Here is a 21,687-nt window from a genome sequence, read left to right as displayed (position 1 = left end):
AGAAAGGATAAAGAGAAATGTTTTTTGTTGTAGCAATTATATTAGCACTTATAGTAGTTAAAATTATCACCGAACAGCAGTACAAAACTTTGGAGTCCAAAGCATTTGAAGAAGTAGGGATTTCCAGTTGGGAGGTGATTCCTTATTTTGATGACCATATCATAGTGAAAAGCCGTCAAGCATTGGAAAAATATGATAAGATAAAGTTCTTTAAAGAAAATAAAGCAAAGCTTGCAGAGGCTGAAACAATACTTGAAAGAAAAAATGCTATGGCAATGAAACTGCGAAAGCTTTTGGGTAGCGATGAGTATAGTTCCCAACCACAGTATAGCAGATTAAAAAAACAAATTGAAATAGCTTTAAAAGGCGCAGGTGCTTATAGAATCAGAGTTTCTTATATTACATCGGCTGGGAATAAATTAGGGGAACGAGAAATCTCTGTGAATCAATATGATATAAACAAATTTAAAAATGATCCGTCGTTGCTGATGGGAAAATCAGAATATAACAAACTGCTGAAAGAGCAGCAAAAAGCAGCTTTGGAGAAAAAACAGCGGGAATATTATAAGACGGTAAATGATGTTATAGAGTATGCCAATAACAACAAAGATTCTTTGGTTATGAAGGGTGCGCAGGGACAACTGGATGATCTGGTTGGAAAGTTGTTTGATCGGACGGTAAACAGTATCAAAAAGATCAAAACGCCTGACAGCGAAGAGTGGGATGTGATCGACAATGCCGTAACACCTCTTCGTAATGAGATAGAGCAGTTGGTCAGCACCAATCAACAGATACTGGCCTATTATGATTCGCCGGATTTTGCTAAAATCAAAGAGACTTGTGAAGTGCTGATGAGTACACAAAGAGAGTTCAATGAATATATCAATGAAAAGGTACAATCCATCTCTCAACTCTTTGGAACTAGAGTAGTCCGCACAGAAACCACACACGAGGATGAATATAACTATATCCGCCCCTATAAAAAAACGATCACACCGTTTACGGCTGAGGTTTCTGCAACAGTATTCGCCAGTGCGGAAAACAACCCTCTGGAGTATATTGTGAAGTATTTTTATCCACATAAAAGCTCTTATCCGGAACAAATCCAAAAGCTGTATCAGCTGGTGGAAGAACTGGAAACTTTGCGGGATGCAAAGCAAATCATTGAAAATTATAAAGCGGAATATCAGCAGTATCTGGGTGATGTCCCCGCTTTTATCATGGAGAACGATGAGGCCGGGTTCTATTCCAGATTGGGTTTTGCAAATATCGATGAAAGCACACTTACCGTGGAATATAAGTTCGCATACACTTCGGGAGGTGGTATGGCACAGAGAGCGTTTACTGTGCCAATGACAGAAGAGATCATTGCGGAACTGATCAAAGTGCTGGAAAGCAAACTCACAGCCGGTGCCTTTGCCAAAGAGCAGCGCACACTGATGACCAAAAAGCTGCGTGAACATATCAAAGAGCGTGACAACTATACTTGCTGTAACTGTGGAAACTCCACCCATGCGGAACCAAACCTTTTGCTGGAAATAGATCACATCATCCCGGTGTCAAAAGGTGGCCGGACAGAAGAAAGCAATCTTCAGACATTGTGCTGGAAATGCAATCGGGCCAAGAGCAATAAAATCGTGAGCTAAGAGAAAAAGTTGATTTCTGAATTTGTTTGGCAGCAGGAACAGGCCGTCGGGGGATGTATCATTCCCCGACGGCTTATTTTTTATGCACCAAGGTTGAAAGACAAAAGATCAGATGATAGAATAATGCAAAACAAGACCAACTGATTTGTTTGCTAAGAAAGGAGCCGATGACGATGAAGAGAAAGTGGATAGCGGCTGTTTCCGTTTGTCTGTGCCTTGTGGCCGTTGGAGTGCTGTACACCAAAGGGCCGGAGGAATCCCCGGCTCCGGCATCGCCGGAAGCAAAACAAACAGAGCAGCCGGAGAAAGAAAAGCCTGTTCTGGAGATCGAGCCCGCCGCCTTTTCCTCAGAAGAGCAGCACTATGCCTGGCAGCAATGGCAGTTTGACTATGCCTGTCCTTCTGGTTGGGAGAGCCGTCCCATGGAGGTATGGGAAGCCAGCGAAAACCAGGAGGCCAGCCCGGAGTGGGGCGTGGAGCTGGTTCCGCCGGGAAAGGAGGAATGGGCCATTCGTCTTCAGGGTTCCCACCGGAATCAGAATTTGGGCGTGCCCTTGCAGGAGAGTGTGGAGATCTACTGCGCAGGTGAAAAAATCGGACGGCTGGACACGGGAGAAAAAGAAGGGGAAGTCTGGAAGCTGGTGACACTGGATCAGCCTGGTACGGCGGGGAGTGCTTTCCAGATCTTTATCCGGGGAGAAGAATACTGGCCGGAAGGGGAAAAACTGTTGGCTGGTTTTGCAGCATGATGGTGTTTTCCCGCAGAAAACCGGGAAAGGAAAGAAAAGGAAGGGGAGCGCCCTTCCTTTTCTTTTGCCGCCCTTTGTCTTTTTTTCTCCTTTTATGGTATAATATCAACAGTTGCCGCACATGTGCGGCAGGATGCTGCGCATTCAGTCGTTTTGCCTGCAAAACGACTGCTGTTGATGTTATACCCTAGCAAAAATCAGCAAAGCTGATTTTACGCCGCATTGGCGGCGTGCAAGTCTGCTTGGACTTGCAGCTATGGTATAATACCGGCAGAAGAAGGGGAAAGGAGAAAGGGATATGGAACCGGTGATCGTCACCCAGAAGGCCAACTGCCGCAACTGTTATAAGTGCATCCGTTCCTGCCCTCAGGGGGCCATTGCCTTTTCCGATGACCAGGCCCGGGTGCTGTCGGAGGAGTGCATCCTCTGTGGCCGGTGTGTGGAGGTTTGTCCCCAGGGAGCCCAGCAGGTGCAAAGCGATCTTGTCAATGTGCGCCGGATGCTGTCCATGGGGCTCAAGGTCTATGCCAGCGTGGCCCCTTCCTGGCTGGCCGCCTTTCCCGACATCACTTTTCCTCAGTTTTCCGCCGCTTTGAAAAAGCTGGGCTTCACCGGGGTGGAGGAAACCGCCGCAGGCGCCGCCCAGGTGAGTCTGGAATATATGCACCTGATGGCCAAAAGGGAGATGGACAACATCATCTCCACCTGCTGCCCCTCTTTGGTGCTGCTGGTGGAGCGGCAGTATCCAGATTTGACGCCTCTGCTGGCCCCGGTGGTTTCCCCGGCGGTGGCCCACAGCAAAATGCTGCGCAGTATGTTCGGCAGCCGGATCAAAACGGTGTTCATCGGCCCCTGTCCCGCCAAACATTGGGAAAAGCAGGAAAATGCCGCCCTCAGTGCCGTGCTGCTGTTTGAAGAGCTGAAAACGCTGCTTTCGGAAAAAGGCGTGGCCTTTGGAGAAGAGGACACCCAGTGCACCGAGACCCACACCCCTCTCAGCAGGTTGTACCCTTCCCCCGGCGGCATCATCGCTACCATCCCGGCCAACAAGCGCCAGGGGTACAAGACCTATGCCGTCAGCGGCGTGGAGGGATGCAAGGAGACTCTGGAAGCGGTGCGGCAAGGGCAGATCCATGGTTACTTTCTGGAGCTGAACACCTGCCTGGGCTCCTGCGCCCACGGCCCGGGAATCTCCCGGGAAAAAGCGCCGGCCATCCTGGTAAAGGAGCGGCTGCTGTCCGCTGCCCGGAAAAAGAGCACCGGCGCGCCTTCGGTGAGCGAAAGTGCCCAGGTGGACCTCACCACCCGGTTCCATCCTCAGAAAAAGAAGGAGCGGCAGCCTCGGGAAGAGGAAATTGCTGCCATTCTGGCCCAAACGGGAAAGGTGACCAAGGAAGATCTGCTCAACTGCGGCGCCTGTGGTTACCCCACTTGCTGGGATAAGGCCGTGGCCGTGTGGCAAGGCAAGGCCGATGTGCGCATGTGCCTGCCCTATATGCGGGAAAAGGCCGAGTCCATGTCCAATCTGATCATCGAATATGCTCCCAGTGCCATTTTGCTCCTGTCTCCGGAGGAGAAGCTGCTAGAATACAACCACAAAGCCATGGAGATGCTGGGCATCCGGGGCAAAGGGGCCCGGGGGCATGAGGTGCAAGACTTTTTGGAAGATGGACTGCCGCCCCGGGAAGAGTGGCCGGTGAGCGATCAGCCGGCCTTTGTCAAAGGGGGCGAGCGTCAGGTGCGCCTATCCGTTGTGGAGATGCCCGGCGGGGATGCCATCGTCCTTCTGCGGGATGTGACCCGGGAGGAAGAGGACCGCACTGCCTTTGAAAAGAAGCGGGAACAGACTTTGCACATAGCCCAGGAAGCGGTGGACAGACAGATGCGCATGGTGCAGCAGGTGGCCAGGCTCCTGGGTGAGACCACCGGCGAGACCAAAGCCGCACTTTTGCGCATGGAACAGGCGGTGAAGGGAGAGAAACGCCGGTGAAGCTCTTTTTGGAATACAGCGGCGGCCAGAAAGGACAGCAGGGCGGTTGTGTTTGCCGGGTGAGCCGTCGGGGAGACCGGGTGCGGGCCGCTCTCATTTCCTGCCCTGGAACGGATATGGCCGCCGCAGCGGTGGCCCAGGCGGCTTGTGCCGCCGCCTGGGCCATGCTTCAGGGGGGCGCACCCTTGCAGCGCACCGCCGTCTCCCTGCTGCTCAGTCAGGCCGGGGAAGAATATGGCTTTACCCTGCTGGAGCTGGACGGGCGAGGACATCTGCGGGGCGTCGAGCGGAAAATGCCGCCCTTGGCCCTGGTGGCCAAGGGAAACAGCCGTATCCCCTGGGGCGGACCGGTTCCCCTGGCCGGAGAGCCGGTACTGCTGCGGGAGGACAAGATCCAGCCCGGGGAGCTGTGCTGTGCCTTTTCCCGGGAGGCCGTGGAAGAAAAAGGCGGACAGGACCTGAGCTGGGGCCGCCAGGGAGCTCTTGCCTTTTTGGGGAGGGCATATACCGGCAAAGAGAGCGCACGCTATATGCAGGAGCTGTTTTTCTCCGCTTGCCGGGGATTGGAAGAAAGCCCCCAGCCCGCCGCTTTCTTCTGCCGGGCCCGGGCCCTCTGTCCCTTGCTTCTGGCCGTAGGGGTTCCCCAGGGCAAGGAGCGGGAGGAGAAATGGCTCCACACCCTGGAGCATTTCAAAGGGCTCAAGGCGGTGGCCGGCCGGAAAGCGGTGGCTTTGGTGGAAAAGAAGGAAAAAGAGGGCCGGAGCCTGGGGGTCAATTACCGGTGGCCGGCTGAGGATCTGCTGGGGCGCACTCTGGCCTTTCTGGGCAGGGAAGAGCCCTGGACGGAAGGAGAGCGGGACGCCCGGCAGCTGGGGGCCCTGCTGGACGGGCAATGCACCAGCGTACGCATTCTGCTGCCCCAGAGCCGGGGAAAGGGCATGGGAATGGAAAGCCTGCTGGCCCAGCAGCTTTTGGCCCGGCTGACCCAATGGGACAAAGGGGCCTATGTGGAATACTGCTGAGGGGAGGAAATCCATTGTCTTACCGCACTGTGACCATCAAACTGCTGACTCCCACGGCGAAAAAGCGTCAGGTGCTGGAAGAAGCCCAGCGCCGCTATTCCATGGCCCTGGAGGCCATTTTGCGGGCTTGCCGCCCTTATAGCCGTCAGGCGGAAGAGGAAGGGAAGCTGTTTTTCTGCCCCAGAGAAGTGCTGAAAAAGGCCGATGCCTTTGAGGCCCAGCCTTTCAAGGACGCTTTGCAGCGGGATGCCCAGGGCCTTGTGCGGGGATACCTGACCCGGAAAAAACGGGAAAAGCGGAGCACCTATCCTGTCTGCCGGACGGAAAAAGAAGATTTAGAGAGAATTTTGTCAGATTGGGACAATTTTTCCCCCTCAGAAATCTATACAAATCTCGATAAATATGATACGCTAAGACCGGTATCTTTTTGCCGTTACGCCGGAGGGAGGGATTATTCTATTCTCCGGGGTGAAAAAGGCAGAAGATATTATGGCAAGGTCTATCTGCTCAACCGGTCCGGGGCTTTGGAATGGGCCCCCTCGGAGGATTACCTCACCGATATCTACACCGGGGAGATCCTGCGGGAAAAACGAGGCAAGCGGCGGTATCTGCTGTTGCCCCTGGATGCGGGTCCATGGCAAAGAGAACACCTGCTCCTGGTGGAAAAAGGATTGGCTGTGCCCAAAAACGCGCTGCTTTTTGAGAAAAACGGCGCATACTATCTGTCTGTCAGGCTCTGGTACCGGGACCCGGTGCCCTGCTCTCCCGCCTGCACTTTGGGGGTGGGACGCACGGAAAAGGGCCTGTGTCTGTGCGCCTGGGATGGAGAAAAAGAGGAATTCTGGCACATGGAACCGGCGGGAGAGGGAAAAGACGCCCTTTGCCGTCTGGCTGGGGATGTGTGCCGCCTGGCCTGCCGTCTCAGCGCCCTTCTGGTGGTGGAAAATACCGCCAGAGGCAGCAAAAATCTGCCGGAAGCTTCCTTTTCCTTGGCAGATTACCGGTTTGTGACAAAACTCCTTTGTCAGCGGGCCCCGATTTTGGGTCTGCCCTCTCCTGTGCCCATCGCGGGCAGCGGCCTTTATCAGAAATGCCCGGTGTGCGCCCAGCGCCGCCAGGGAAATGGCCGACAGGGAGAGCGGTTCTTCTGTGTCAGCTGCGGGCATTCCCAGCCCTGGGAGCAGGCGGCGGCCGCCTTTCTGGCCCGCAGCCCTGGACGGTACCAAAGCTCTCGCCTGCGGGTCAAGGTGACAAGGGTGGGGGGATTTCTCCGGTTCCGATGCCCGGCGCTGGAGGTCTTCTGGCAGGTGCGGGAAAGCCCTCAGGGAAAAGAGTGGTTTTGCCGCAGGGCCATGGAGCTTCTGGAAAAGCCGGATGGGGAGCTGACGCCCCGGCAGCGCAGCGTGAAGAAAAAACTGCAATCGGCCCCTCCGCCGGAGGGCGGATGGTTTTATTTTGTTTGATACAGCCGGCGCGGCTGCCGCGCCGTGGGCTCCCGGCTTGGCGTGACCGGCCACGGGGCCCGCTCCCGCTGTGCGGGGCCGGCTTTTTACAGACGGTGAAGGCAGCTATTAAATAACGGGCGCCGGGGTTTTTCCCCGGCACAGCCCCTTTTCATTTTTGTAAAACCCACAGCCTGGGAAACCGGGCGGGTGTGTTTTAAAGATAAGGCAAATATAATAGATGAGGTGATTGAGAATGTACAAGATTCTGCGTAGGGAAGACCTGAGCAGCAATGTTGTCCTGATGGATGTGGAAGCGCCGATGGTGGCCAAAAAGTGCCTGCCCGGCCAGTTCATCATCCTGAGAGTCAACGAGGAAGGCGAGCGCATCCCCCTGACCATCGCACATTACGATCGGGAAAAGGGCGTTGTCACGATCATCTTCCAGACAGTTGGCGCCACTACCATGGAGCTGGCTGAGCTGAAGGAAGGGGAGTACATCCACGACTTTGTGGGTCCTCTGGGCAACCCCTCCGAGACCGAAGAGTTCAAGGGCAAGAAGGTTGCCGTTATCGGCGGCGGCCTGGGCTGCGCCATTGCCTGGCCTCAGGCCAAGGCCATCCATGAGGCCGGCGGCACTGTCCACATGATCGCCGGTTTCCGCACCAAGGAGATCGTCATGCTGGAAAACGAGATGCGCGCCAGCTGCGATGAGCTGTTCATGATGACCGACGACGGCACCTATGGCGAAAAGGGCTTTGTTACAAACAAGCTGGAGTCCCTGATCGAAGGCGGCGAGAAGTATGACGCCGTCATCGCCATCGGCCCCCTGGTGATGATGAAGTTTGTCTGCGTCCTCACTAAGAAGTACAACATCCCCACCATTGTTTCCATGAACCCCATTATGATCGACGGCACAGGCATGTGCGGCGGCTGCCGCCTGACTGTGGACGGCGAGACCAAGTTTGCTTGCGTGGATGGCCCGGACTTCGACGGCCACAAGGTGGACTTCGACGAGACCATCCGTCGTTCCAGAATGTATTCCCAGCAGGAAGCTGCTGCTCGGGAAAAGCACGCTTGCAGAATGGAGGGTATGAACAATGGCAAATAAGAACATGAGCCTGGAAAAAACAAAGATGCCGGAGCAGGCTCCCGACGTAAGAAACAAGAACTTTGAAGAAGTAGCCCTGGGCTATACCGCCGAGATGGCCGTGGAAGAGGCCAATCGTTGCCTGGGCTGCAAGAATATGCCCTGCGTCAGCGGCTGCCCTGTGAATGTGCAGATTCCTCAGTTCATCGCTCTGGTGGCTGAGGGCAAGTTCGAGGAAGGCTATCAGAAGATCGCCGAGACCTCCACTCTGCCTGCCATCTGCGGTCGTGTCTGCCCCCAGGAGAACCAGTGCGAAGGCAAGTGCATCCGCGGCATCAAGGGCGAAAGCGTTGCCATCGGCCGTCTGGAGCGTTTCTGCGCCGACTGGCACATGGAGCACAGCACCGAAAAGCCCAAGAAGGTTCCTTCCAACGGCCATAAGGTTGCTGTTCTGGGCGCCGGCCCTGCCAGCCTGACCTGCGCTTCCGACCTGGTGCAGATGGGCTATGATGTGACCATGCTGGAGGCTTTCCATGCCGCCGGTGGCGTTCTGATCTATGGTATTCCTGAGTTCCGTCTGCCCAAGGCCATCGTGGCCAAGGAAGTGGAGAACCTGGAGGCCATGGGCGTCAACATCCAGACCAATGTGGTGGTTGGCAAGTCCGTGTCCATCGAGGAGCTGAAGGAAGAAGGCTATGAGGCCATCTTCATCGGCACCGGTGCTGGCCTGCCCTCCTTCATGGGCATCGAGGGCGAGAACCTCAACGGCGTGTTCTCCGCCAACGAGTACCTGACCCGTATCAACCTGATGAAGGCTTATGACGGCAAGCATGACACCCCCATCTTCCACGCCAAGAAAGTGGCCGTGGTTGGCGGCGGCAATGTGGCTATGGACGCCGCTCGCTGCGCCAAGCGTATGGGCGCCGATGTGTCCATCGTTTATCGCCGTGGCCTGGAAGAGCTGCCCGCCCGTAAGGAAGAAGTCCATCACGCCATGGAAGAGGGCATCGACTTCAAGGTGCTGAACAACCCTGTGAAGATCCTGGGCAACGAAGAAGGCTGGGTCACCGGCATGGAAGTTGTCAAGATGGAACTGGGCGAGCCCGATGCTTCCGGCCGTCGCCGTCCCATCCCTGTGGAAGGCTCCGACTATGTGCTGGATGTGGACTGCGTCATCATGGCTCTGGGTACTTCTCCCAACCCCATCCTGAAAAAGAGCACCAACGGCCTGGAGACCAACAAGAAGGGCTGCATCTCTGCCGATGAAAACGGTAAGACTTCTCTGGAAGGCGTCTATGCCGGCGGCGACGCCGTCACTGGCGCTGCTACCGTTATTCTAGCTATGGGCGCTGGCAAGACTGCTGCCAAGTCCATCGACGAGTACATCAAGTCCAAGAACTAAGTGTTCATAGAAAGCGGCGCGGCGGCTTTTCGCCGCGCCCTTTTTCTGTTTTGCGGCAAGAGGAGGAAAAGGGATGCGAGCAGAACATTTGGAGACCCCGGCGATTTTGATCAACCGACCGGTGTTTGACAGCAATATGGAAAAAATGGCCCGGCTTCTGGCCCCGTTGAAAGTGGCCCTGCGCCCCCACTACAAGTCCCACAAAAGCACCGACATCGCCCATCTCCAGGTGCGGGCCGGGGCCAAAGGGATCACCTGTGCCAAGGTGGCTGAGGCGGAGGATCTGGCGCTGGCGGGCATCGAGGATATCCTGATCGCCAATCAGATCACCGAAAAGAGTCGGATCGCCCGAGTGGCCTACCTGGCCAAGGGATGCCGTATCACGGTGTGCGTGGATCAGAGCCAGAATATCCGGGATCTGGAGCAGGCGGCCGCCGTGGAAGGCAGCACCATCCACTGTCTGGTGGAGTATGAAGTGGGCATGGGCCGCTGCGGCGTCACCACCCATGAGGCCTTCCGGGATCTGGCCATGGAGGTGATGGCCTGTCCTCATCTGGTCTTTGATGGCGTGCAGGCTTACGCCGGTCAGCTGTCCCACGAAATGGACGGCACCCGCCGGGCAGAGGAGGCCCAGCGGATTGAAACGGAACTGCAAAGCCTTCTGGCCGATCTGAAAAAATGGCAGATCCCGGTGAAGGAAGTCAGTGGCGCCAGCACCGGTACCGTGGAACTGCGGAAAGAGGACACCGTCTATACCGAAGTGCAGGCGGGAAGTTATCTGTTTATGGACGCCACCTATCGTCAGATGGGCCTGCGCTTTGAAAACTCCCTCACCGTGCTGGCCACCGTAGTGAGTACCCGGCCCGATCTGGTGGTTACCGATGCAGGCGTCAAGGCCCTGGGTGTGGATCAGGGGAATCCCGTATGTCCCGCATTGCCTGGCGCTTCGGTGAATATGAGCGAAGAACACAGTGCCTTCACCTTCCCCGGCCATCCCTTCCATGTGGGGGACAAGATCCGGCTCATCCCCGGCCACTGCTGCACCACCATGAATCTCCATGACTTTTTCTATTTTGAAGAAGAGGGTAAGGTGCTCAACCGTCTTCCCGTCACCAGCCGAGGGAAAAGTAAATAAATACTTGTTGTTATATAAAATAGAAAAACGCCCTTTGGTTTTCACCAAAGGGCGTTTTTTCAATCAAATTGGAAAATTAATAATTTTCGGCCTTGATCTTGAAATAAGCCATGGGATGATCGCACACAGGGCACTTTTCAGGAGCCTTGTTGCCGTAATGGATATGGCCGCAGTTGGCGCAGACCCACATCTGGGGCTCTTCCCGCTCAAAGACCTTGCCCTGAGTCAGGTTGTTCAGCAGCTTCTGATAGCGCTCTTCATGCTCTTTTTCGATCTTGCCCACTTCCTCAAAGAGGAAAGCGATCTTGTCGAAGCCCTCTTCCTTGGCGGTCTTGGCAAAACCGGCATACATATCGGTCCACTCATAGTGTTCACCGGCCGCGGCGTCCTTCAGGTTTTCCTCGGTCTTGGGAACGGAACCGTCATGGAGCAGCTTGAACCAGATTTTAGCATGCTCTTTCTCGTTGCCGGCGGTCTCCTCGAAGATGTCGGCGATCTGGTTGTAGCCTTCCTTCTTGGCGGCGGAAGCATAGTAGGTATACTTGTTGCGGGCCTGGGATTCCCCGGCAAAAGCGGCCATCAGATTGGCTTCGGTCTTGGAACCTTTCAGATTCATAAAAATCTCCTCCTTCGAGAAATTATTTTGGGAAAAGTTGATTAGTCTTCCTTTTCAAACAGCTCTTTGCCAACAGAGCACAGCGGGCAGACGAAGTCTTCGGGCAGATCTTCCCACTTGGTGCCGGGAGCGATGCCGCCGGCCTCGTAGCCTTCAGCCTCGTCGTAAACATAGCCGCAGATGGTGCATTTGTACTTGCTCATGATTGTGTCCTCCTGTTCATTTGGTTGATGATTGGGTGTATGGTGGATGCACTGGGTGCATCGGCCTTGAAAGATGATGTGGTGAAAATCGCATTCCCAACCGGTGGCCTGGGCCACTTGCCGGTCCATTGCGGCCTGATAGGGGACAGGGGCGTCCACAAACCGGCCGCACTCCTGGCAGACCAGGTGATAATGAGGGCCAGTGGCCGAATCGAATCGATCCGGGGCATTGGGCACGGGAATGCGGGAGATGGTCCCCTCTTCCGCCAGCTGGGAAAGGTTGCGGTACACCGTGCCCCGGCTGATGGTGGGGGTTCGTTGTGCGGCGTAGCGGTAGACCTCTTCCGCGGTGGGATGATCGTTTAGCTTCATCACCGCCGAGAGCACCAGCGTACGCTGAATGGTACGGCGTTTCATGGGGATCACTCATTTCATAGGAAAAATTACTAATTAGAAGTTTATATCAAAACAACACTTCTGTCAACCACTTTTTCGGGGAAAAAAAGGAATTTAACACCTTGTTCATTGTTACCTAAAAAACAGAAATTCATACCAAATTCAGGGGATGGGACAAAACAACAGGGAAAGGAAAAAATTTAGTTCAGATATTGGACAAATTACCGTTGACATCTGCGGGCTTTTGCCGCACAATAGCAGGGACAAAGGCGCCGGGGCAAGGGCGTCTCTCAGGAGTGAAAGATATGAGCAAAGCGGGAAAGAAGAACAAGATTTTTTATGGTTGGTTGATTGTGGCCGGCTGCTTCATCCTCATGGGCATGAGCTATGGGGCCATCAACAACTGTATGGGGGTCTTTATCAAGCCGGTGTGTGAAGATATGGGCTTTTCCCGGGCGGGCATGGGGCTGACCCAGACCATTTTGTCGGCATCCCTCATGGTTATGTCCCTGGTCAGCGGACGGGTTTTCTCCCGGCTGGATGTAACGCTGGCTTTGCGTATCAGCAGTATTTTTATGGCAGGGGGCTATTTCTGTTTTTCCTTTGCCCGTTCGCTCCCGATGTTTTATGGAGCGGCGCTGGTCACCGGCGTAGCCGAGGGCATGATCACCACAGTGGCCCTGTCCATGCTCATTAACAACTGGTTTCACACCCGTCGGGGTTTTGCCATAGGTATGGCTTTTATGGGCAGCGGCGTGGGCGGCATGATCTGCAATCCCTTGGCCAGCCAGCTGATCATCCACTATGGATGGCGCACAGCCTATCAGATCCTGGCAGTGATGATCTTTCTGCTGGTGGTGCCGGTGTGCTTTTTCATCATCCGCACCCGGCCTGCGGACAAGGGGCTGCTTCCCTATGGAGAAACCGGCGACGAGAAAGAAGATTTCAGCCAGGTGGAAAAACAGGGCGTTTACTATCGTCAGGCGGTGCGCACGCCCCAATTCTGGGTGATCTGTATCTGTGCGGCTCTCAATACCATCTGCACCAGCGGCCTGATGCAGAATACCGCTCCCCATGTCAGCGATGTGGGATATTCTCCTACCTTTGCTGCCTCGGTGGCCTCCTGCGGCATGGGTGCCTTGGCCATCGGCAAACTGGCATTGGGCTGGCTCTATGATAAGCTGGGGGCAGAAAAGGCCACAGTGGTGGCCCATATTTCCGCCGGTGTGGCTCTGGCTGGGGCGTTGATGGCTCCGGCTATGCCGGGTATTGGACTGATCGTACTGGGCACCGGTCTGGGCGGGGCCTTTGGCAATGTGGCCCATCCCATCATCGCTCAGATTGTCTATGGCAACCGGGATTTTGGCAGCATCCTGGGAATGATCTCCGCCTTTGCCAACATCGGCGGTATGCTCTGTCCTGTGCTGGTGGGTGGTTCTTACGATGTGCTCCACAGCTATAAACCGGCCTTCTCTGCCATGATCGTTCTTTTGTGCCTGATTACACTGGCCTATATGTGGGCCTTCCGTACCCAGGACAAGGCCCTGGAAAAACGGGGATTTGTGGTTGCAAGGGAAGAAAAAAATTGATATACTAATAAAAGCCCTCCGGGGCTATGCCCCCATAGTTAAATGGATAGAACAGCCCCCTCCTAACAAGGGACCCGTTCGAATGGTAGAGCTGCGGAAAAATTGAATAGAAGCCGGATAAGCCTCTGTAGTTAAATGGATATAACAAACCCCTCCTAAGGGTTAGTTGTGAGTTCGATTCTCGCCAGGGGTGCCAAAATTGCCGCTGTAAGCCGTTTTTTTGATGGTTTACAGTGGTTTTTTGTTATCGTTTCCTTTAGGCGATCTTGCCGATCTGTCGGAACGATTATATACAGTTTCCGCTGTATGCCTGCTAATTGGCTTCGAACTATTTTTCCGGCCTTGCTAATAAAAAACGCCGATTTGCTAATACGATTTTTCCGACCTATTTTTCGGATGGAACTGACGCCAATAATGTGGCCAGTGTATTGGCCAGTTCCGGCGAGTTGCGGAGTTGTTCCACTGTTGCATGGTTTGTTGGCTTCCGTGTAGCAGCGGTTTGTGCTAGGATTATTCAGTTGAAATTTGAATATTGCATAATATCCTATTTCTGCAAAATTACTTTTTCTCCTTCGCCGCATGGCTCCTGAAATGCGTGATAATGATGTTCCAATAGTTCATCTGTTATCACAAACGGTGAATTGGCATTTAAGACCTGATTCCTTTTATATAGTCTTTTTTGCAAAAGCTCCTTACTGGCTTTCATATAGATAAGCTCCGTTTCAGCGCCTGCTTTTTGAATCAGTTCTTTATAAACATTCCGATTTTCCTTACTCCAGAAACTAAAATCAATCACAACATCTTTTCCCTGCTGAATCAGGGATAGCAGTTTTTTTTGAAGCGCAGCTTCCACCTGCTCTGACAATTTTTCATATTGTTCTTCCGGATAATCAATTCCCTTTCTTCCATAAAGTTTCCACATTTCTTCGTCAATGGAAAGTCGGATATATCCTTCCTGTTCTTTTTTCTTGGCATAAGTAGTCTTTCCAGAACCACATACACCGCACATCATAATAACCTTGCTCATAAAACCCCTTTTTCTTTTTCCGAAACGGCATCTATCAATTTGCACTACAAAGCAGAAAGTTCTTCAATCGCTTTATCTAAAAAATCATACCGTCCAGATGTTCCAGCTCATGGCAGAAGCATTTTGCCATTTCATCTTCTCCTTCAACTATAATTTCCTCTTCATATTCATTAAGTGCCTGAATCGTGACCTTTTGCGGACGGATTGTTTTTACAAAACGGTTCGGGAAACTAAGGCATCCCTCAACACATTCCTGCACACCGCTTTGGCTTATCAGAGACGAAAAGTCAAGGACTTTTTCATCAAATTCAAAAAGAAGTCACATTCTGCGGACTTCTTTACGGAGCATAATCAAATTTCACCTTCTCTGCCAGTATTCATAGGTCGAACTTTTTTAATTTGCTCATCTTTTTCGTATTTCTCAACACTCATTATCTAAGTTCAAGGGAACTGGAAATATAAAAATGGAAGTCTTGCTCCTTGCAGTATTCTTTTATTTTTTGAATCAGTTTTTGATTAGTTGTATATTCCAACAGATACACTTCCACCCCATCCGCCTTGCACGCTTCCACATATTTGCTGAAATATTCCCTCGCCTCGCTCGTTTGCTCATGGAATGTTCCGCTATCAAAATCAATACTGCTCCATACGGATTCCTGATTTACACCTGTCATAATCTGATCAATCGCCCCATAGCGTTCCCTATATTCCGCCACATAAGTATCTCCACCGTTGATGATGACCGCTTTTCCAAATGTCATCATGTTTTGTAGAATCGCTGTAATGCCTTCAAAAATACTCTCGTGCGGATCGTAATCATATACATCACAATTATCTATAAAGAATCCGTCAACACCCTTTTCATATAGTTCCTGAGAAAGCTGTCCTATAAACTTCTGCCAGTCTGGGTTTGCTACATCTACCCATTCTTCTTCCTCCCAGTGCTCATACTCACCGATTGCCAGTTCCGCATAGGTTGTATAGTACTCCCTGAAGTTTTCAATCGACCCAATATTTAGATATGTATATACGACTGTTCCATTTTGATGGAGCAATTTAATATCCCTTTTTGTAAAATACTGTGCATCAATTACAATCGTTTCATACATTTTAAATCGTTCCAAAGATGAGGCGTCCGCATTTAAAAACACCCCATAATCGTTTTTCTCAAATTCCTTTGCTTGATTGGCTTTCACAAAAAAACATCCACTAATGAACATTAGAACAAATAATACAGCCAAGGCTACTGGTTGTTTGATCCTCTTCCCGCACAATGCCTCCCGCACCCTTTCGGTAATTCTCGTTTTTTCCTCATGACTATCACATTTTACACATTGATGATTATGTTTTCCCAGATTTGCTGCTCAATTTGTATTCAAATCATACCATAAAACTTGTGAACAGTTCTACCGTCATTTTGGAATATATGAGAAAAGTCCGAACAGTTTTCTGCCCGGACTTTCTCGCTCAATCATAAATCAATTCCGCTTTCACAATCTCCTCTGCCTGTGCCTTGCAAGCGTTCATCTGCCGCACCCATTCCATTTGGTTTTCAGCTTTCAGTTGCTCGGTCACGCCGTTTTGCTCTGCCAGTGACCGCACGATCAGCTTCATGCGGTTTCGGCCGCTTCGTCAATCTCGGCGCAATGCTCAAAGAGTTTGTCGGATAGTACCAGCTCATTGAACAGTATTCTGCAATGGCTTTCAGCATTTCAGAGACAAGGGACAGTACCACCTCTTCATTGATACGGTGCTGGGTCTTGCAGAGCGTCCCGCAAGGAGCTTTTGTGTACTGTGAGCAGGTGTATTGAGAAATACGCTTGCCGTTAGGAGAGTGTGTGGCAGATTGTTCCGTACTTCATGTCCAGTTCGCATATGGCCTGCTGGGAGCGCTTGAAAAATAGGTCAATGATTTTTTCGTCATGCATCATATAGCTTCCTCCTTTCCCTTTTCCCTATGTCCCTATTTACATTTGTGTGTCTGATGTATCAACAGTATAATGATACATTTCACGAATTGCGTATGCAATTAGAAAATCAAGTAGTCCAAATTCCATAAAATGAAATTTTAGGGCAAATTACAGACATTGGCTTGGCTGTAGGATTTTTAAACAACGTGTGTTAGACTACTGTTATACAAACCGTTGTTTGTGTTTATCTTAACCGCCGCAATGCAGGTGGTGTTTTTAGAAAGTGAAACAGTAAAGCAGTTGCTTGGCTACGATTTTACGAAAAGCACCGATAGAGCCTCATATCGTTAAATTGGCTTGAAATCAATAAATGCCACGCAAAGTAGCGGAAAAAACCGAAATGTAATCCCGGCTTGCTTGTAATGCAAAATTCACTTTCCTATACTTAAATCTGTTGACGAGCACAGGTCGAATAATGTGTGCTGCTTCATATCAAGTGAAGCAATCAACAAGTTTAATAAACAAGGAGGTCATAGGTATGACACTTGCAGGAAAATTAAAATTTATTCTCAAGCAGGCAGGAATGTCACAGGAGCGGTTGGCAGAGAAGCTGGGTGTTTCAAGGCAAGCGGTTACGAAATGGGAAACAGATGCAGGTATCCCCGATATAGAAAATGTTATGGCAATCTCGGCGTTGTTTAATATTTCTATTGATGATTTGCTTTCTAATGAAAAGGCGGCAAAACAATCGATTGATTACCTGTTTGAAAGCATTACCGAGTATGATATTGATGAGCCCAAACGCTTCGATATGAAGTTTGGGGGAGCAAAGCAGTTTGTGTTATCGGGCAGTAAGAGTGAGAAAATCCGTGTCCGTCTTGCATCGAATACTTTTTCCACACTTCAGAATGATTTTAAGGTCAAAATTGATGATATTAGAAAAAGAATTGATGTGGATGTAAACCGCAGAAACGGTGTATCTGAGGCAATAGCAAAGAAAGAAGTAAGTATATTTGTCCAAATTCCCTCTCTATATATTGGGAAAATCGAATGTGCTGTCAATGCCGAAACCGTTGAAATCCGTTCTCTGGAATGTGACTGTGTAGAGATTGATGCAAAGACCTCACATATTGTTTTGGAGGATGTTTCAGGCACGGTAGAAATAAATTGTAATCTTGATATGGAAGTGGTCTGTCATTCATTAAATGGCGAGCTGGACATTAACCAAGTATCCGCGACTTCAAAAATTTATATCCCAGAGGATACCATATTTACAGCCGTTACAAAGGGGATTGGAACAAGTATATCTTATGAAAAGGACGGACGACAAGCGGAACGGTTTGACACGCCCGATGCGGAAAATATTATTGAGCTGAACGGTATTAAGAGTGAACTTGTTATCTGCGCAGGCAGGGACAGGAGTTGACGAAGTGAAAACAAATTACCTGAAGAAATATATCATCAGTTCCTATATCCTCGTTTGGATACTCATCATTTTTGTGGCGGGCGCAGCCAGCTTGGTCTTTCATGCGCCGCCTATCATTATGTGGATTGTCCGAAACCTTATTGCATGGTCACCGACCTACCTGCTTTTGCTTGGATGGAAACATTTCAGACCTGACGAAACAAGGATAGCTTTTGTGAAGCGATGCTTTTCAGGAAAAGTAAAGCTGCTCCCACTGCTACTCTCCTTTGCCCTTACCTTTGGCATCAGCGTGTTGTCGCTGTTCCTTTATTCTGTTATGACGGGCAAATCAATGCTGTCCTACATCAATCTGGGCACCACAGCATTGCCACTCAGTATTTTCCTTTCCCTAACTTCTGGACCGACAGGGGAAGAATTGGGATGGCGTGGTTTTATGCGGGAGGAATTTAATAAAAAGTACGGTTTCCTTAAATCCTCTGTCTGCCAGGGCTTAGTGTGGTGCTTCTGGCATACCTTGTTGTGGGTAGTGGATTCTGAGTTTACCGACTGGAGGGCAATTCCATATGTCATTTCCAATATTGTTGTGATTACATCCATCACCATGCTGATGAACATTTTTCTGGAACGGTATAATAACCTGCTCTATTCAGTATTGTTGCACTTTGGCTTTAATATTCTTTATGTGTTTTTGGATGTGGATATAGGTTTCTTTGAGATTTTGACCGTTCTGTATCTGATCATCATGCCGATTGCAGTATTTGTAAGGAATAAGACAGCTAAAAGACTTTTGAAAAATAATGATGGCGAGGAAAGGAAAATAGAATAATGAGCAATTTAGAGAAAATCCAAAAAGGAATGAGGGTGTTACAGATACTCTCTAAGATTATTTTGGTATTTGCCTGTGTAGGAGTAGCCTTAACATCAATTGCGGCGGCTCTGGTGGCATCAGATGTGTTAAGCACGGAAAACCAGTTTCTTCATTTCTTGTCTGTTATGGCTGAAATAACCAAGGGACAGCTTGTAGGAACTTTACTTGCTGCGGCTGCTTCTTTGCTGTTCGGCGGCATCTTTACTGCGTTTGTTTATCGCTACTTTACAGCGGAACTAAAAGAAGGAACACCATTTACAAGCGCAGGTGCAGACAGAATAAAGCAGCTTGGAATTATGCAAATCGTATTGGCTGTCGTATCTGTGGCTATTACAGACGGTATCTACGAAAAAATCGGTCTTTCAGAATGGAACAGATTTGACGATGCCGGCGGCATCACGCTTGGAATTTGCTTGATTTTAATTGCTATGGTTGTTCGTTATGGTTCGGAACTGGAGCACAAAAAGCAGAGTTAAGCTACCTATGGACAGAAAATGGACAGTCTTTATTAACTATTGTGATGATGACGGTTAGATAAATCGGAATTTATGGAGGAATACATCTACATCAACTTAAGAGAGCGCCCGGAACTGATGAAAACCGCTGCCGATTGGTTCCATAGCAAATGGGGCGTTCCAACAAAAGCTTATCTGGACTGCATGAACGCCTATCTTCGGAAAGAAACCGAATATGGTTGGTATCTTTGTCTGGGTAGCGACAAAATCATAGGCGGTATGGGTGTAATCGAAAATGACTTTCACAACCGAAAAGATCTTACACCAAATGTCTGTGCGGTCTATACGGAGAAAGACTACCGCTGCAAAGGTATCGCAGGGCATCTGCTCAATATGGTTGTGGAAGATATGAAAGCCAAGGGAATCACTCCGATTTATCTGGTTACCGACCATACTTCTTTTTATGAAAGATACGGTTGGGAGTTCCTGTGCATGGTACAGGGAGACGGCGAAGACCATATGACAAGAATGTATATTCATCGGTAAATTCCTGTTTGTCAATTACAGGTAACATTGAAAGAGTCAGCCCATTCAAGGTGCTGGCTCTTTCAAAAATTCCATTCTAATAAATTGCATGATAACTTAGAGTAAAAATGAATACCCATTAGCCGGAAATGAATAGAAAATGAATAAAAGCGTTGCATTTCGTATAATTATGAGTTAGTATGCATCAGACACACTTTTGTAAAAAGGGAGTTACCTATATACTACTTTTTTCGAAGCAAAGACTAAATGAAAATAGAAAGATTTTTCAGAAATTGTATTCTTCTGTATGTTTTATCGTTTCTCCAGGGGGATGTCAATGGGTTATGGGCTGAGCCTGTTGTGAGAAAGGCTTGTTGGAAACAAGAAAAAAACACCGCAAGATGTTTCTTGCGGTGTTTTTTGTTATGGCGTATCGGTATCGGCATCGGTGTCTGTGCCGCCGGAGGATTGCTCCTGAGCCTTCTGCTCTTCGATGGACAGATCGTCATAGATGAATGCGTGCAGGCGCTTTACCGCCAAGGCATCTTCATAGGCCACCACGGAAAGACCGCTGGAGGTGCGTTTTTCCGACCATTCACCCTCGCAGGGGAAGGTGGCCCGTTCGATGTCCGGTTTGCCGCCGGAGAGCACCTGGGTAGCCAGAGAAAGAATTTCCTTGGAGGAAAGGCTGGTTTCCACCATGGGCAGGAGTTTGGCGGCCAGGGAGGGATATTTCACAATGCTCATATCCATCACCTTTTCCATCATCTTTTCCAGGATCTCCTGCTGACGGCTGGTACGGGCCGCGTCGCCGCCGGTGGCGCCTTTGCGGATGCGCCCGTAAGCCACGGCCTGAGGACCGTTCAGAGTCTGAAGCCCCGGTTCGGTGAATTTGTAATCATCCCAGATCAGGTCGTTGAATACACAGTACTCCCAAAGTGCATCGTTGGCCTCGTCCATTTCGGCCTCTGTGACTTCCAGATCCACGCCGCCGATGGCGTCGATGATATCGGCCATTTGGTTAAAGTTGACGGTGGCATATTCGCTGATGTCCATCTGGAAATTCTGGTTGATGGTTTTGATGGCCAGCTCCGGACCGCCATAGGCGTAGGCATGGCACAGCTTGGTCATGCCGTGATCTTCGATCTCCACATAGGCGTCACGCATGAGGGAGGACATCTTTACCTTCCCCCGTTTGGGATCCACCGATAGGATAATCATGGCATCGGACCGTGAATTTTCTCCGGCCCGGGAGTCCACGCCGAACAGGGCGATGTTTGTGATCTTGTCGCTCACCGGCTGCTGGGTCTGCACAATGCCCAGATCGCTGTCGTCCAGGGGATTGTAATCATAGGAGTTCATCATTCTCCAAAAGTAAAAACCCACGCCTCCCAGGCCCAGCAAGATCAGCAGCCAACAGAAAAGCACTCGGCCCCGATGACGGCGATGGCGTTTTTTTCGTACTACTCGTTTTCCTTGTGCCATTTTCTGAAAAAAGCCTCCTTTGGCAAGCGGCTCATGTGAGCCTGTTTCCGGACTGTCTTTTTTTAGACGGGTTTCTCCGGCAAAAAGTTGCCGGAAAGCCTTTCTTTTTTTTCGTAAGCTCCGCTATTATACCAGAAAACAGGGAAGATGCCAATCCTTTGGCCAAAAGTTCAGACTTTTCTAAGAATTTGCTGCTGTTTCCACATTTTCCAGACAAAAAAATCCCCGAAGCCGCAGCTTCGGGGATGAAAACGATCAGTTGTAGTACCGATAGAGGAAGGTGAACACTTCCGAACGGACACAGGTGCGGTCGGGCGTGAAGGTGGTGGCCGTGGTTCCGGTGGTGATGCTGGTGCCGTTGGTGATGTTTTCCTCCACGGCCCAGCGAATGGCTTTCCGCTCCTGGGTGGATAGGGAAGAAAGGTCCGAAAAGGCGTTGATGGAGGTGATGGGCTCAGGAGAGCCGGCCAGCTGCCACAGATGGTATACCATTTCTGCCCGGGTGATGGCCGATTCCACCAGATTTTCGTCCATCACCAGATCGTGAAGGCCCGCCTCCCGGCGGAGCTGGTTGAGATATTCCACCGCCTCTATGGCGGCGGCGTAATCCACCGTCACAGCCGTTTTGACGGTCTGGGTGCCTGCGGCCAGAGGCCGGCGGGCAGAAGTCCCAGAGAAAGGCACAGGATCAGAAGCAGGGAAAGGCCGCGT

General features: G+C 50.7%; 20 protein-coding genes, 1 tRNA gene and 2 pseudogenes. 14 read left to right on the top strand and 9 right to left on the bottom strand.

Annotation, left to right across the window (positions count from 1 at the left end):
* Nucleotides 1-17 precede the first annotated feature (17 nt).
* The 8 genes from KQI26_RS00680 (at nucleotide 18) to KQI26_RS00645 (ending at nucleotide 10,476) form a co-directional block, all read left to right on the top strand.
* Entirely contained in the window at nucleotides 18-1,646 is a 1,629-nt protein-coding gene (locus KQI26_RS00680) for an HNH endonuclease (protein ID WP_216502728.1), read from the top strand.
* A 173-nt stretch (nucleotides 1,647-1,819) separates the two neighbouring features.
* Entirely contained in the window at nucleotides 1,820-2,395 is a 576-nt protein-coding gene (locus KQI26_RS00675; protein WP_216502727.1) for a hypothetical protein, read from the top strand.
* A 298-nt stretch (nucleotides 2,396-2,693) separates the two neighbouring features.
* On the top strand, nucleotides 2,694-4,385 hold the full coding sequence (locus tag KQI26_RS00670) for a [Fe-Fe] hydrogenase large subunit C-terminal domain-containing protein (RefSeq protein WP_216502726.1): 1,692 nt from the start codon (nucleotides 2,694-2,696) through the stop codon (nucleotides 4,383-4,385).
* On the top strand, nucleotides 4,382-5,407 hold the full coding sequence (locus KQI26_RS00665) for a hypothetical protein (RefSeq protein ID WP_216502725.1): 1,026 nt from the start codon (nucleotides 4,382-4,384) through the stop codon (nucleotides 5,405-5,407). Before KQI26_RS00670 ends, KQI26_RS00665 begins: the two co-directional genes overlap by 4 nt.
* Before the next feature lie 14 nt (nucleotides 5,408-5,421).
* Nucleotides 5,422-6,870: a hypothetical protein gene (locus KQI26_RS00660; RefSeq protein ID WP_216502724.1), complete on the top strand. Its 1,449-nt coding sequence runs from the start codon at nucleotides 5,422-5,424 to the stop codon at nucleotides 6,868-6,870.
* Nucleotides 6,871-7,105: 235 nt separating this feature from the next.
* Nucleotides 7,106-7,960, top strand: coding sequence for a sulfide/dihydroorotate dehydrogenase-like FAD/NAD-binding protein (locus tag KQI26_RS00655; RefSeq protein ID WP_118748305.1), 855 nt, complete (start codon nucleotides 7,106-7,108; stop codon nucleotides 7,958-7,960).
* On the top strand, nucleotides 7,950-9,341 hold the full coding sequence (gltA, locus tag KQI26_RS00650; RefSeq protein ID WP_253292570.1) for an NADPH-dependent glutamate synthase: 1,392 nt from the start codon (nucleotides 7,950-7,952) through the stop codon (nucleotides 9,339-9,341). The genes KQI26_RS00655 and gltA overlap by 11 nt, the downstream gene beginning before the upstream one ends.
* A gap of 73 nt (nucleotides 9,342-9,414) precedes the next feature.
* Nucleotides 9,415-10,476, top strand: coding sequence for an alanine racemase (locus KQI26_RS00645; protein ID WP_118425512.1), 1,062 nt, complete (start codon nucleotides 9,415-9,417; stop codon nucleotides 10,474-10,476).
* Between the two features lie 76 nt (nucleotides 10,477-10,552).
* Here the strand turns inward: KQI26_RS00645 and rbr are convergent, their stop codons facing one another.
* The 3 genes and pseudogenes from rbr to KQI26_RS15625 form a co-directional block, all read right to left on the bottom strand.
* Nucleotides 10,553-11,092 (bottom strand): rubrerythrin, encoded by a 540-nt coding sequence (gene rbr, locus KQI26_RS00640; protein WP_118425514.1) that lies wholly within the window; start codon nucleotides 11,090-11,092, stop codon nucleotides 10,553-10,555.
* A 41-nt stretch (nucleotides 11,093-11,133) separates the two neighbouring features.
* Nucleotides 11,134-11,295 carry a rubredoxin gene (locus tag KQI26_RS15630; protein ID WP_118748315.1) on the bottom strand — a complete coding sequence of 54 codons (162 nt, stop codon included), beginning with the start codon at nucleotides 11,293-11,295 and terminating at the stop codon, nucleotides 11,134-11,136.
* Between the two features lie 84 nt (nucleotides 11,296-11,379).
* A pseudogene (locus tag KQI26_RS15625) lies at nucleotides 11,380-11,712 on the bottom strand (transcriptional repressor); the annotation flags it as partial.
* A gap of 284 nt (nucleotides 11,713-11,996) precedes the next feature.
* Between KQI26_RS15625 and KQI26_RS00630 the strand changes: the two are divergent.
* Together KQI26_RS00630 and KQI26_RS00625 are read left to right on the top strand one after the other, a co-directional pair.
* On the top strand, nucleotides 11,997-13,280 hold the full coding sequence (locus KQI26_RS00630) for an MFS transporter (protein ID WP_216502722.1): 1,284 nt from the start codon (nucleotides 11,997-11,999) through the stop codon (nucleotides 13,278-13,280).
* A 121-nt stretch (nucleotides 13,281-13,401) separates the two neighbouring features.
* Nucleotides 13,402-13,476: transfer RNA gene (locus tag KQI26_RS00625), tRNA-Arg, on the top strand.
* Nucleotides 13,477-13,824: 348 nt separating this feature from the next.
* Here KQI26_RS00625 and KQI26_RS00620 read toward each other — a convergent pair.
* From KQI26_RS00620 to KQI26_RS00605, 4 genes and pseudogenes are all read right to left on the bottom strand, one after another.
* Nucleotides 13,825-14,307 carry an ATP-binding protein gene (locus KQI26_RS00620; RefSeq protein ID WP_216502721.1) on the bottom strand — a complete coding sequence of 161 codons (483 nt, stop codon included), beginning with the start codon at nucleotides 14,305-14,307 and terminating at the stop codon, nucleotides 13,825-13,827.
* Nucleotides 14,308-14,383: 76 nt separating this feature from the next.
* A complete protein-coding gene (locus KQI26_RS00615; protein WP_371744036.1) occupies nucleotides 14,384-14,566 on the bottom strand; it encodes a peptide deformylase in 183 nt (60 codons plus the stop codon).
* A gap of 172 nt (nucleotides 14,567-14,738) precedes the next feature.
* Nucleotides 14,739-15,503 carry an endo alpha-1,4 polygalactosaminidase gene (locus KQI26_RS00610; RefSeq protein ID WP_371744035.1) on the bottom strand — a complete coding sequence of 255 codons (765 nt, stop codon included), beginning with the start codon at nucleotides 15,501-15,503 and terminating at the stop codon, nucleotides 14,739-14,741.
* A gap of 271 nt (nucleotides 15,504-15,774) precedes the next feature.
* Nucleotides 15,775-16,013 (bottom strand): annotated as a pseudogene (locus KQI26_RS00605) (TnpV protein); the annotation flags it as partial.
* A 742-nt stretch (nucleotides 16,014-16,755) separates the two neighbouring features.
* On the opposite strand from KQI26_RS00605, the gene KQI26_RS00595 reads away from it, so the two are divergent.
* The 4 genes from KQI26_RS00595 (at nucleotide 16,756) to KQI26_RS00580 (ending at nucleotide 19,512) form a co-directional block, all read left to right on the top strand.
* On the top strand, nucleotides 16,756-17,643 hold the full coding sequence (locus tag KQI26_RS00595) for a helix-turn-helix transcriptional regulator (RefSeq protein WP_216502719.1): 888 nt from the start codon (nucleotides 16,756-16,758) through the stop codon (nucleotides 17,641-17,643).
* A gap of 4 nt (nucleotides 17,644-17,647) precedes the next feature.
* On the top strand, nucleotides 17,648-18,469 hold the full coding sequence (locus KQI26_RS00590) for a CPBP family intramembrane glutamic endopeptidase (protein ID WP_371744034.1): 822 nt from the start codon (nucleotides 17,648-17,650) through the stop codon (nucleotides 18,467-18,469).
* A complete protein-coding gene (locus KQI26_RS00585; RefSeq protein WP_216502717.1) occupies nucleotides 18,469-18,987 on the top strand; it encodes a hypothetical protein in 519 nt (172 codons plus the stop codon). The genes KQI26_RS00590 and KQI26_RS00585 overlap by 1 nt, the downstream gene beginning before the upstream one ends.
* A gap of 72 nt (nucleotides 18,988-19,059) precedes the next feature.
* The gene (locus KQI26_RS00580; RefSeq protein ID WP_216502716.1) at nucleotides 19,060-19,512 is read left to right on the top strand and encodes a GNAT family N-acetyltransferase; all 453 of its coding nucleotides are present in this window, start codon (nucleotides 19,060-19,062) and stop codon (nucleotides 19,510-19,512) included.
* A gap of 402 nt (nucleotides 19,513-19,914) precedes the next feature.
* Here KQI26_RS00580 and KQI26_RS00575 read toward each other — a convergent pair whose 3' ends face one another.
* Nucleotides 19,915-20,976, bottom strand: coding sequence for an LCP family protein (locus KQI26_RS00575; RefSeq protein WP_216502715.1), 1,062 nt, complete (start codon nucleotides 20,974-20,976; stop codon nucleotides 19,915-19,917).
* A gap of 255 nt (nucleotides 20,977-21,231) precedes the next feature.
* Nucleotides 21,232-21,660 (bottom strand): S-layer homology domain-containing protein, encoded by a 429-nt coding sequence (locus KQI26_RS00570; RefSeq protein ID WP_216502714.1) that lies wholly within the window; start codon nucleotides 21,658-21,660, stop codon nucleotides 21,232-21,234.
* Nucleotides 21,661-21,687 lie beyond the last annotated feature (27 nt).

Source organism: Intestinimonas sp. MSJ-38 (genome assembly GCF_018917925.1).
Classification (GTDB): Bacteria; Bacillota; Clostridia; order Oscillospirales; family Butyricicoccaceae; genus Pseudobutyricicoccus.
The sequence above is the reverse complement of the archived record's forward strand: the minus strand, read 5'-3'. Positions and strand labels throughout refer to the sequence as shown.